Source organism: Pseudoalteromonas sp. ESRF-bin5 (assembly GCF_002632075.1).
Taxonomy (GTDB): Bacteria; Pseudomonadota; Gammaproteobacteria; order Enterobacterales; family Alteromonadaceae; genus Pseudoalteromonas; species Pseudoalteromonas marina.
The window spans coordinates 1-11,890 of sequence record NZ_NTLW01000076.1; the positions used below are offsets into that span (position 1 = coordinate 1).

Genomic DNA, 11,890 nt, shown 5'->3' on the forward strand with positions numbered 1-11,890 from the left:
GAAGCTGTTTATAAAATAGCAAAACAAATGGCAAATACGCTTACTCACCTTCATACGAATAAGGTAAGCCACGGCGATATTTACGCCCATAACACCATGATAAATGAACACTATGACGTTTTATTTGGTGATTTTGGAGCAGCTACAAATCTAGCTATGCTTAGCGAATATCAGCAACAGCAAATACAATTAATAGAAGTCCGCGCTTTTGGTTGTTTAATAGAGGATTTACTAAGTACTGTTAGCGCTGCAGTTAAGCAAGACGAATTGTTTGGTAAAATGTCCGATATAGCAACGCGTTCTACCAACAGCGTTATTGCATCGCGCCCTAGCTTTAAAGCATTAAGCACCTTATTAAACGAATTGGTATAAATTAAGAAAAAAAAAGCCTGCATAATGCAGGCTTGGTTGGATAAAGCTAAACTTTTACAGGGTCAATTATAAGTACTGACCTAATGCTTTAACTTGGTCTAACATGCGGTTTGAGAAGCCCCACTCGTTATCGTACCAAGCCATTACTTTAACTAGTTTGCCTTCAGCTTTTGTTTGCGTTGCATCAAAAATTGATGACGCAGAGTTGTGATTAAAATCAATAGAAACAAGCGGAAGCTCGTTGTACTCTAAAATTTCTTTCATTGAACCTGTTGCTGCGGCTTTCATTACTTCGTTAATTTCTTCAGCAGTTGTTTCGCGCTTAGTAATAAACGTAAAATCAACTAAAGAAACATTAATAGTAGGTACACGTACCGACATACCGTCTAATTTACCCGCAAGCTCTGGAAGTACTAAGCCAACGGCTGCAGCAGCACCTGTTTTAGTTGGGATCATAGATTGTGTTGCACTACGCGAACGGTATAGATCTGGGTGGTAAACGTCAGATAAGTTTTGATCGTTTGTGTAAGCATGAATTGTAGTCATGCTACCTTGCTCAATACCTACTGTGTCGTTAATTGCTTTTGCAATAGGTGCTAAACAGTTAGTCGTACAAGATGCGTTAGAGATAATGTTGCTATCAGCATTGATTACGTCGCTGTTAACGCCGTGAACTACTGTTGCATCTAAATCTTTACCAGGAGCAGATACAATAACTTTTTTAGCGCCAGCTGTAATGTGCTTAGCCGCGTCTTCACGCTTAGTGAAAAAGCCCGTACATTCTAAAACGATATCTACGTTTAGCTCTTTCCACGGTAGGCTTGCAGGGTCACGCTCTTGAGTAAGTGTAATTACGTCATCACCAATCAGCATGGTGTTATCTGCAAGTGTTACTTTTTTAGAAAATTGACCATGAACTGAGTCAAACTGTGTTAAATGTGCATTTACATTAGCCGGTGCTAAATCGTTAATTGCTACAATTTTAATTTCACTGTTTTGTGCTGACTCATAAAGCGCACGTAATACATTGCGACCGATACGACCATAACCGTTAATTGCTACATTAATCATTTGAGACTCCTATTTAAGTTCACTTGCTTGGCGAGCAAGCGCTTCAATGGCTTGCCAGTCTTTATTTTCAATTAGTTGTTTGTCTAGCATCCATGTACCACCAACACAAATAACATTGTTAAGTGCTAAATAGTTAGGTGCAGTTGCTAGGCTAATGCCACCTGTTGGGCAAAAAGTAATATGTGGTAATGGTCCGCCTATAGACTTAAGCATTGCTGTTCCGCCTGCAGCTTCAGCAGGGAAGAATTTTAAATACTTAAAACCATGACTTGCTAACTGCATTACTTCGCTCGCAGTTGCAGCACCAGGTAAAAATGGAATGTCTGACTCTTTTGCAAGTGTTAATAACTCAGTACTCACACCTGGGCTAACCATAAAATCTGCACCTGCAGCCACTGATGCTTCAAAGCTTGCTTTATCAACTACAGTTCCCGTACCAACAAAAGCTTCTGGCACTTCAGCTTTCATCAACTTTACAGCTTCTGCTGCAATTGGCGTACGCAGTGTAATTTCAAGTGCTTTTAAGCCACCGTTGTATAACGCTCTAGCAAGTGGTGCAGCATCTTCTAATTTTTCGATTACAACCACTGGCACAACGGGTGCCGATGCTAAGATTTTTTCAATACTCATTACTTGTTCCTCATTACCCAGTACGGCTAATTATTATTCAAGTCCAAAAGCACTCGCGCCTAAATCGGCACTGCTTACGATATTTCTAAATCCAGTAAATAACTCACGTCCCGTACCAAATGTTAAGCTTGGCTGGCTAATTTCAAGCTCACGTTTTGCAAGCTCGTCGTCGCTAACATGTACTTTTAAAATTCCGTTAGGGGCATCTAAAGTAACTAAGTCGCCTTCTTGAATTTTTGCAATTATGCCACCTTCGACGGCTTCTGGTGCTAGGTGAATTGCAGCTGGTACTTTACCTGATGCACCCGACATACGACCGTCAGTTACAATAGCAACTTTAAAACCTTGGTCTTGAAGGGTTGCCATTACTGGCGTTAATTTATGAAGCTCTGGCATACCTTTCGCTTTAGGGCCCTGCTCTTTAAGCACAGCTATAAAGTCTTGATTTAACTCGCCGCGGGTATACGCTTCTTGTAATGCTCCTTGCGAGTTGAAAACTTTAGCAGGTGCAGTAACGACTTGATGCTCTTCAGCAACAGCAGACACTTTAATAACCGCTTTACCTAAATTACCAGTAAGCAGTTGCAAGCCACCTTGTTTGCTAAATGGATTACTTACAGGACGAAGCACTTCTTCATCAAGTGAATTAGCAGGGCAATCAACCCATTTCACTTTGCTTGGACCATTTGAATCGCTCATGATCAGGCTTTCGTCTTTATCTAAACGCGGCTCTGTCATGTATGGCGCAAGACCATCGCCAAGCATTGTTTTAACGTCTGTGTGTAAGTAGCCTGCGCTTGCTAGTTCGCGCATTAAGAAGCCCATGCCGCCAGCTGCTTGAAAATGATTTACATCCGCAGAGCCGTTAGGGTAAATGCGTGTAAGAAGTGGAACAACTTCTGATAAATCAGACATGTCTTTCCATGTAACTTGAATGCCCGCAGCTTTTGCAATAGCAACTATATGAATAGCATGGTTAGTAGAACCACCTGTAGATAACAAGCCTACTAAACCATTAATAATGGTTTTTTCGCTGATCACATCTGCTAAACATGGGCTTTCTTTACTATCTGTAAGTTGCTTAAGCATGGTTTCTACAGCATTACCTGTTAGTCCATCGCGAAGCTCTGTGTATGGGTTAATAAATGAGCTACCTGGAAGGTGCAAGCCCATTATTTCCATAAGCATTTGGTTTGAGTTAGCAGTACCGTAAAACGTACAAGTACCCGCGCTGTGGTAAGATGCACTTTCAGCTTCTAATAAATCTTCGCGGCTAACTAGGCCTTGTGCAAACTTTTGGCGAATACGTGCTTTTTCTTTATTTGGGATACCCGACTGCATTGGACCCGCAGGTAAAAAGAACACAGGTAAATGGCCAAATGATAATGCACCAATTAATAAACCTGGGACAATTTTGTCACATACGCCTAAACAAAAAACGCCATCAAACACATCATGTGAAAGTGAAACAGCGGTAGACATTGCAATCACATCACGAGAAAAAAGCGATAATTCCATGCCATCACGCCCTTGCGTAACACCATCACACATGGCAGGAACGCCACCCGCTACCTGAGCGGTTGCGTCAAACTTGGTTGCAATGCTTTTGATTACGTCTGGGTAATCTTTGTAAGGTACATGCGCAGATAGCATGTCGTTGTATGAATTGATAATAGCTAAGTTTGGCACTTCATCTGCTTTTAAGCGCGCTTTATCGTCGCTACTACAAGCTGCCATTACGTGGGCAATGTTGCCACAACCTAATCCCGCACGAACTCTTGTTTGTTTTTTTGCATGCGAAATACGATCTAAATAATCTTGACGGGTTTGTTTACTGCGTTCAATAACGCGTTGGGTAACTTCTTGAATTCGAGGATGTAACATAATTAACTCATCTCTATTAGTTAGAGGATAAAGGCTCAGTAGCAATTACAGACTCCACGTAAATAACTGTACTGAGCATCTTTGATTGACCCGTTCAAAGGTACGATATCAGGGAGCCTCTCACAACAAACCTGACACCGGTGTCACTGTATTAACTCATAGCTATGACACCGGTGTCAACCCTGACTGCTAAAATTAATTTAACTTTTTATCATGACCAATTAATGAACACTTGAATTCTTGTGTACATACAGACTTTTATCAAGCTATGGGCAAAAAAAAGCCTGAATAAGCGTCACTCTTATTCAGGCTACTGTGAAAAAGTATTTTATTGGTTTACGCGAGCTGTTGATTCACGCGTTATTAAACGCGATTCAAGCGTAATTTGAAAAGGCTGTTCTTGAGGCTCTGTAATGTGATTAATTAATTGAGTAACAGCAAGCTTTGTCATCTCTTCTACTGGTTGGGCTATGGTTGTTAACCCTGGCCATATGTGGCGTGCAATAGGTGCATTATCAAAACCAGCTATAGATATGTCGTCAGGTACACGCAATTGCCTTTGTGTTGCAAGTTTAAGTACTGCAGCTGCCATGTAATCGTTCGATGCAAATACAGCCGTAGGCCGTGGCGACAAGTCTAAAATACTGCGGGCGCTGTCTACACCCGAGTGGTAACTAAAGTTACCCTCTTCAACTAATCGCTCGTCAAACTCAATATTATGATCGGCTAATGCACGCCTGTAGCCTTTAAAGCGCTGCTGTGTTGCACTGTGGTCAGGGTGACCTTTAATAAATGCAATTGACTTGTGACCAAGGCTGATTAAATGTTCTGTAATTTCAAATGCGCCCTGCTCGTCGTTACTACGAACAGAAATAGATTCATCTTGTAAAATTGCGGACGCTACTCTAGCAAACGGGATTTTTTTAGCTGTTAAAAACTCAACCAACTCAGGAAAATCACCAAAAGGTGGCGTAAGTACAATACCATCTAAACGAGATGTTTGAAGTAACTGCTCAACATTGCTAATTAAAGCCTCACCTCTGCATTCGCATGGATGAATTAGCAAGTTGTAATTGTTTTCTTGGCAAGCGGCTAAAGCCCCTGTTTGAACACGGGTTATGTAACTTTTACTTGGGTTGTCGTATAAACAACCAATAATAAAGCTGCGATTTTGTGCTAACCCGCGCGCTATAGGGTTTGGCGTGTAATCCAACTCTTTAAACACAGCGAGTACTTTTTCGCGAGTGGCTGCACTCACGTTGGGCTCGTTATTTAGAACCCGCGATACTGTCTTTTTAGATACGCCAGCATGACTTGCTACGCTGTTGATTGTTACTTTTTTCATCACTCTATTGTCCACATGCAATCAACAAAAAACTAATTGGCGTTGTGCAAACACGCCGCTGCGCCAATTAAAGGTATGTTGTCTTGTGTCACTAATGTAACAGGTATTTGCCCTGTGTATTGCGACATAATCCCTTTTTGCGAAAAGCGTTCAACAAAACGGCTTTCCAGTAAACGAGCTTGCATACGCGGTAATATTCCGCCACCTATAAATAGGCCACCCAATGCGCCATAAGCTAGTGATAAATCACCTGCTACGCTGCCAATCCAATCACAAAATTGATTCAGGGTTGCATCACACACATCACATTCGCCACTATTTGCTAAGCTGCTAATTTGTGCAGCATCAAGATTTTTAGGCGACTGCCCTTTAACTGCAGCCATTGCTTTATATAAGTGGGTAATACCTGGGCCTGAAAAAACGGTTTCGACAGACACGTGTTGATGCTCTTTTTTTAGTTCTTGAATTAACAAGGCGTCAAGCTCTGTTACCGCTGCAAGCGATATGTGCCCACCTTCCGAACTTAAAACAGAAGTAGAGTGAGATGTTCTGACTAAACAAGCCGCCCCAAAGCCAGTTCCGGGACCCATTACACCAATATTTGCATTGTCATCAGCTTGACCTGCTTTTATAACAACATTTTGAGATGGGCTTAAGTAAGGTGCAGCGTAAGCAAAAGCAGCAAAATCATTAATAACATCAAGCTCATTTAACTCAAAATGAGCCTTAAAATCGTTAACACTAAAGTGCCATCCTAAATTTGTTAAGTGCACTTGCCCTGCTTTTATAGGGCCAGCAACCGCCAAACATGCGCGTTTTGGTACAATATGTGGTACGGTTGATAAGTAATGCTCGAGTGCTTTTTCAAGTGAGCCAAAATTAGCACTAGGAAACGTATTATTATGCTCAATTGCAAATTGATTTGTTGTATCATCAAACGATGTAATTAAAGCAAAACGAGCATTAGTGCCACCAACATCGGCAACTAAAATAGGATCAAATTTGGTAGAAGAGTTTAGGCTCATGGTGTTATCTCTTTTGTTTAAGCAATCAGTGCTTTTTGTTCTACAATAGTAAACCATTGGTGTAATTGCTTTAGGCTATCACCCTAAAACGGCTATCAGAGAAAAAATGCTGCCTGTAGCAATTACAAACAGCCAATTCGTTTTGACAACAAAATGATAAAACATAAATATTATGACACCGGTGTCACAGTCAAATCAATAAATAATTTACATTAAACACAAAAAGCTTGAAATATTTAATTAATAAACGAAAATGGCACTATTGTGTATTACATTAACTAAGTTGTGATAATGAAAGGTAAAGCTACATCATTTGATATTGCCCACTATGCAGGGGTATCTCAATCAACTGTATCTCGCGCTTTACGAAATAGCCCGCTTGTTAACGAAGAAACACGTAAACGTGTTCATGACATTGCAAAAAAACTTAATTACAAGGTCGACAAAAACGCAAGCAACTTGCGCACGCAACAAAGCAGCACACTCGCACTTTTATTATTTGAAGACCCTACCTCAGACGAATCACAAATTAACCCGTTCTTTTTATCTATGCTCGGCAGTATTACACGCGCGTGTGCAAAAGAAGGCTACGATTTATTAGTATCGTTTCAATCAGCCAGTGCAGATTGGCAAGCCGATTACGAAGATAGCCACAGAGCCGATGGCATTATTTTGCTTGGTTATGGCGATTACATTGATTTTCAGCCTAAATTTAAAACACTGCTTGAGCAAAACACTAAATTTGTATGTTGGGGGGCAACGGTAGATAACAGACCTGATTTAACCGTGTGCTGTGACAATTACGGTGGTGGTAAACAAGCTGCGGCTCATTTTATAGCTCACAACAGACAAGATTGTGCATTTATTGGCGATGCTTCTGACCACAGTCCGGAATTTTTTGCTCGCTTTCAGGGGTTTAAGGACGAACTAGAAGCTAACAACATCGCAATAAATGAACGTAAAATGGCTAACGCTATTTCAACGGAAGAATCTGGCTATCATGCAACTCGCTCGCTCATTGCCAATAATATTAAATTTAATGCGTTGTTTGCAGCAAGCGACTTAATTGCAATTGGTGCTATCAGAGCACTCAAAGAAGCAAATATTAATGTCCCTAAAGATGTCGCTGTAGTCGGGTTTGATAACATAGCTATAGCCAGTTTTGTAAACCCACCACTGACAACTATAGAGCAGAATACAACTCTTGCAGGGCAAATGCTCGTTGAAAATTTACTTAAACTAATCAGAGAAGAAGATGTGCAAAGCACTCTTTTACCCCCTGTGCTAATTGCTCGCGGATCGAGTTAAATATTTAAACATTCATATAGCCCTACTTAAATATAATTTGGCTTGAACATAAAAAAACCACGCTGTAAGCGTGGCTTTTTATTTACTAAATGAATAAATTTACTTTAGTGCTTTCTCTACTACTGGGTAATGATCCCATACTTGTTTATCACTTAGTGAGCGCACAAGCTTAACGTACTCAGCATGTGTCCATGCTAATGGGGTTGCTGAATTAGTACCTTCGCCTAGTTCATAACCCGCTTTGTTGACACCTACACCATCCCATACTTGCTCAGGCAGCATCATGCCTTCATTCGCGAATTGTTCTAAACCTTTTACGTAACTATTTCTAATATCAGCCTGCTTAGCATCATTCAATGTTTTGGTAGCGTTAGCTGCCGCTATTTCGTAATGGCCACGTTCACCGGTGAAAAATGGCCATACACGACCACGTTGGCCTGGTGTGTTAGCGCCACCTTCTGCGTAATTTGTGCCTGTTACTTCATCTTCGCCGTAACCGTCGTTACCGTAACGGCGGTAGCCTGCAAATGTGCCGGTCCCATCTTCAAAACTAAAGCTATATTTAACTTGTAGGTTATCTTCAAGCGTTTCGTCATCGTACTCAGGCAGTGTTTTAACAATACTTTCGTCGTTAGCACCGCGAACGCCATAGCGAACTAGCTCTAAAAAACCGCCATCTAAAATTTGCTTTTTATTAAACCCTTCACGGCCATTATTGGCGTTAATTTTAGTGTTTGAATTGGCGTCAGTGTCCTGACCAATGCGAATAAAATATTCACCATCGGTACTTTCGCCTTTTAAATTACCCTCTGTAGTAAACATTTGCGATTCTATTTCGCTGTTATACTTTTTAGCCGTTTCTAAATAACGTTTTGCGTTTTTATCGTCACCGCTAAGTGTTGCTATGTCGCTTGCTGTTATTAGGCCTGCAACAATTGCGGCAGTAGTAGAAGGAGAATACCCTTCTTGCTCTTCCCAGCGCTCCTGCTGTGTTGCAGGTGGCGTAATCTGCGTGTCGTTCCATAAAATTTTAGCAAGGCCTCCATCAACTAAAAAGTCAGCTGCAGGTTTTAACATTTTGCCGTACCAAGTTTTTAGCTCTTTATCGCTTAACACATCCGCTTGGTGAAGTTTCCAAGCAAGCATAATAGGCATGGCTGTTTGGTCAAGCTGGACACCAACCCATTCAAGTTCGCCATCAACATGTGTTTTTTGTAAAAACCAGCCAGTATCACCATTGTTACCCGGTGTACTGCTGTTAACTTGTACTTTTTCAAGGTATTCGAACGCTGTTTTAGCTGTAGCGGTATCGCCTAGGGCCATAAAAGCCATAGCTACTTGATAAAAATCGCGTACCCATACCGCTTTATAACCTGTAGAGCCCTCTTTAGCAGATACGGTTTCGCCCCATGGGTTTGACAGTGACGCAATAAGCGCACCCGCATGTGTTTTATCTTCTTGCGCTTTTAAAACCATAGCACTGGTGTATAAAAGCTTGCCGTTATCGGCAGTTTGTTCAGTCATTGTATTTAGTGGTTTAAGGCTTTGTAGATAATCTTGCCAACCTAGCGCATCGCCTTTACCGTTGTAATGATCGAGTACGGCTTGGTAGCCCTTAGCCAAACTTTGTTCACCTTGCTGAATACTTTGCTGCTGCGTTTTGCCAAAGCTTAACGCTAAATCAAAAGTGGTGTTGTTACTAATATCACCGAGTTCTGCAAGCATGTTTACATTACCTGAAACTTCACCGGTATTTGTATACTGATTATTAATTGCTTGCGTTGTTTTAAGTGAACTTATGCCATCACTTTCACCTGTAAACCCTACTGTTTTAGCTTTAAAAGGTGAACTTGATTGTAATGTTAAATAGTTATCGCCTTCCCATGCGACGAGTCCTTGATCTGTTGTTTTAGCAAAGTCACCTAACCCGTTATTGTTAATGTACGGGTTAACGTTAACGTAGGCTTTTAGACCCTCTAATTGAGTATTAAACACACTTCGTACAAATAATGTTTGTGTATCTGGGTCGGTAAATATGTGCTTTTCTAAGCTAAAGCGGCCTTGCTTATCGGTACTTGTTACCTTATAAGCAAGCGAAAGCGGTCGGCCTTGATCATCTTTGTATAAGTAATCAATGCTTACATCTAAGTCATCGGCCTCGGTTACAGTAAAGTCTTTACCGGTAACAATAAATTGCATGTCTTTTATTTGTGCTTGATGAATAAGCCCAAACATGGTTTCGGTGATCATTCCTTTAGCAATAGAAAACCACACTTTAGATACATTGCCTGTTGCGGCTGTATCGCTGTACTGCCCGTTTTTATATTCTTCAAACGATGTGCCAATACCTGTTTTGCCTGCATACGCCCAAAATGGCTCTACCCCTGGGGCGCCTGGTGCCGATGTAACTTTTGCTGTAGTACTTTCATTAGTTGTGCTTGTGTTTTGTACGCCACAAGCCGTTAAACCTAATGCTAAAAGTGAAGCGGTTATAAGGTTATATTTTTTCATTGTGTGTCCTTAATTAGAATTTTTAACGCGCATTACGGCTATAGCAGCAACCACAAATGAGGCTGCACCAATTAATAAGGCGTAAATAGGCTGGTTAGAAAATACATGGCGTAAAATAAGCCCTAAAATGCTTGCTGCAAGTAATTGCGGTATAACAATAAAGAAGTTAAAAATACCCATATAAACGCCCATTTTATTACTTGGTAAGGCGTTACTTAACATGGCATAAGGCAGCGATAAAATAGACGCCCACGCAAACCCTACGCCTATCATAGGTATAAGTAACATTTTAGGGTCTTGTATAAACATAAAGCTTGCAAGGCCTAACGCGCCTAGCAATAAATTAAAACAATGTGCGCCTTTTAAACCCATTTTCTTTACTAAAAACGGAATACACATAGCTGCAATTGCGGCAAAGCCATTGTAGGCTGCAAATAAAATACCCACCCAGTCTGCGCCATCGTTAAATGCTTTAGAAGTTGCATCGCTACTGCCATAGTGAAAACTTGTTACAGCGGAAGTGGTATAAATCCACATAGCAAATAAAGTAAACCAGCTAAAAAACTGTACCCATGCAAGTTGCTTCATGGCCTCTGGCATCGTAAAAACATCTTGTACTACTTGGTAAAAGCCACCTTGTGTTTTGTTGGCGCTTTTAAGCGCGGCTGCAATCCACTGAACAATACCAAATGCCAATAATCCACCGGCTAATAGGTAAAGCTCTTTTTCAAGCGATAAACCCATAACTAATGCAAGGGTTGCTAAACCTAACACCACAAAAATAATAGCACCTTTATTAAAGTTAATATCAGCAATAATTGCAGTCGTAGATTTTGCTGTTTGCTGTTCAAATTCAGCAAGTTGTTCTGGGCTATATTCCTTCGTGCGTGCCACAGTCCATAAAACAGCAACTAATAAAACTACTCCACCCCAGTAAAATGAATATTTAACAGATTCAGGAATTTGCCCTGGAGCTGCGGTATTACTGACATCAAACCAGTTGGTCATCATCCATGGTAGCGCCGAGGCTAACACCGCTCCAATACCAATAAAAAAGCTTTGTAAACCGTAACCTGTCGCGCGTTGTTTCTCTGGCAGGTTATCACCAACAAGCGCTCTAAACGGTTCCATTGTCACGTTGATTGAGGCATCCATGATCCATAACATACCCGCAGCAATCCAAAGTGTTGGCGAGTGCGGCATAATAAACAACGAAAGTGTTGTTAACACAGCGCCCACAAAGAAAAACGGACGACGACGGCCAAAGCGCCCCCACGTTTTATCGCTCCAGTAACCTATAATAGGCTGAACGATTAAGCCTGTAAGCGGAGCTGCAACCCATAAAATAGGAATATCATCAACTTGTGCGCCTAATGTTTGAAATATTCGGCTTACATTGCCGTTTTGCAGAGCAAAACCAAACTGTATGCCTAAAAAGCCAAAGCACATGTTCCATATTTGCCAAAAACTTAAATTTGGCTTATCGGTATTATTATTTTGATTATTCATTATTAGCCTTATTTATTAATACTGCGCTGCTAAATGCATCAAGTGTCAGGTTAAATTTGGTGCCTTGTGAGTGTGTTTTAAGTTCCACTTGGTGTTGCTCAAGTAAATCAACAATTAGTGAGCTTTCTCCCAGTTTTGTTACTTGCTCCTGAGATAAATCAACGGAGATACTCTGTGTTTGCTCACTGAAGTTACTTAGTACCAAAATTGTTTGCTGCCCTAGCGTTCGGCTAAA

Annotated in this window: 9 protein-coding genes and 1 pseudogene; 2 read left to right on the top strand and 8 right to left on the bottom strand. The window is 40.9% G+C overall.

Translation table 11 applies throughout. The features are described from left to right. The coding region (locus tag BCG07_RS03300; RefSeq protein WP_286888646.1) for a protein kinase at window positions 1-372 on the top strand (372 nt) is incomplete at its 5' end. A 66-nt stretch (window positions 373-438) separates the two neighbouring features. Here the strand turns inward: BCG07_RS03300 and gap are convergent. The 5 genes from gap to glk form a co-directional block, all read right to left on the bottom strand. Continuing rightward, window positions 439-1,443, bottom strand: a complete 1,005-nt coding sequence (gene gap, locus BCG07_RS03305) for a type I glyceraldehyde-3-phosphate dehydrogenase (RefSeq protein WP_286888648.1) — start codon at window positions 1,441-1,443, stop codon at window positions 439-441. Between the two features lie 9 nt (window positions 1,444-1,452). Further along, window positions 1,453-2,073 (bottom strand): bifunctional 4-hydroxy-2-oxoglutarate aldolase/2-dehydro-3-deoxy-phosphogluconate aldolase, encoded by a 621-nt coding sequence (gene eda / locus BCG07_RS03310; RefSeq protein WP_286888650.1) that lies wholly within the window; start codon window positions 2,071-2,073, stop codon window positions 1,453-1,455. Between the two features lie 33 nt (window positions 2,074-2,106). Then, complete coding sequence (gene edd, locus BCG07_RS03315) at window positions 2,107-3,957, bottom strand: phosphogluconate dehydratase (RefSeq protein ID WP_008131569.1); 1,851 nt, start codon at window positions 3,955-3,957, stop codon at window positions 2,107-2,109. Between the two features lie 328 nt (window positions 3,958-4,285). Continuing rightward, complete coding sequence (locus BCG07_RS03320) at window positions 4,286-5,302, bottom strand: LacI family DNA-binding transcriptional regulator (protein ID WP_010557463.1); 1,017 nt, start codon at window positions 5,300-5,302, stop codon at window positions 4,286-4,288. A gap of 32 nt (window positions 5,303-5,334) precedes the next feature. Then, window positions 5,335-6,327, bottom strand: a complete 993-nt coding sequence (gene glk / locus BCG07_RS03325) for a glucokinase (protein WP_286888653.1) — start codon at window positions 6,325-6,327, stop codon at window positions 5,335-5,337. A gap of 291 nt (window positions 6,328-6,618) precedes the next feature. Between glk and BCG07_RS03330 the strand changes: the two genes are divergently transcribed. Beyond that, the gene (locus BCG07_RS03330) at window positions 6,619-7,635 is read left to right on the top strand and encodes a LacI family DNA-binding transcriptional regulator (RefSeq protein ID WP_010557464.1); all 1,017 of its coding nucleotides are present in this window, start codon (window positions 6,619-6,621) and stop codon (window positions 7,633-7,635) included. A 99-nt stretch (window positions 7,636-7,734) separates the two neighbouring features. Here BCG07_RS03330 and BCG07_RS03335 read toward each other — a convergent pair whose 3' ends face one another. The 3 genes and pseudogenes from BCG07_RS03335 to BCG07_RS03345 form a co-directional block, all read right to left on the bottom strand. Continuing rightward, window positions 7,735-10,146 (bottom strand): glycoside hydrolase family 15 protein, encoded by a 2,412-nt coding sequence (locus BCG07_RS03335; RefSeq protein WP_286888656.1) that lies wholly within the window; start codon window positions 10,144-10,146, stop codon window positions 7,735-7,737. Window positions 10,147-10,155: 9 nt separating this feature from the next. Further along, window positions 10,156-11,655 carry an MFS transporter gene (locus BCG07_RS03340; RefSeq protein ID WP_286888657.1) on the bottom strand — a complete coding sequence of 500 codons (1,500 nt, stop codon included), beginning with the start codon at window positions 11,653-11,655 and terminating at the stop codon, window positions 10,156-10,158. After that, a pseudogene (locus tag BCG07_RS03345) lies at window positions 11,648-11,890 on the bottom strand (alpha-amylase); the annotation flags it as partial. The gene BCG07_RS03340 and the pseudogene BCG07_RS03345, both read right to left, overlap by 8 nt.

Coding starts and splice junctions, on each gene's coding strand:
- BCG07_RS03320 (WP_010557463.1), bottom strand. CDS start 5,302: ATGAAAAAAGTAACAATCAACAGCGTAGCAAGTCATGCTGGCGTATCT.
- BCG07_RS03335 (WP_286888656.1), bottom strand. CDS start 10,146: ATGAAAAAATATAACCTTATAACCGCTTCACTTTTAGCATTAGGTTTA.
- BCG07_RS03340 (WP_286888657.1), bottom strand. CDS start 11,655: ATGAATAATCAAAATAATAATACCGATAAGCCAAATTTAAGTTTTTGG.
- glk (WP_286888653.1), bottom strand. CDS start 6,327: ATGAGCCTAAACTCTTCTACCAAATTTGATCCTATTTTAGTTGCCGAT.
- edd (WP_008131569.1), bottom strand. CDS start 3,957: ATGTTACATCCTCGAATTCAAGAAGTTACCCAACGCGTTATTGAACGC.
- eda (WP_286888650.1), bottom strand. CDS start 2,073: ATGAGTATTGAAAAAATCTTAGCATCGGCACCCGTTGTGCCAGTGGTT.
- BCG07_RS03330 (WP_010557464.1), top strand. CDS start 6,619: ATGAAAGGTAAAGCTACATCATTTGATATTGCCCACTATGCAGGGGTA.
- gap (WP_286888648.1), bottom strand. CDS start 1,443: ATGATTAATGTAGCAATTAACGGTTATGGTCGTATCGGTCGCAATGTA.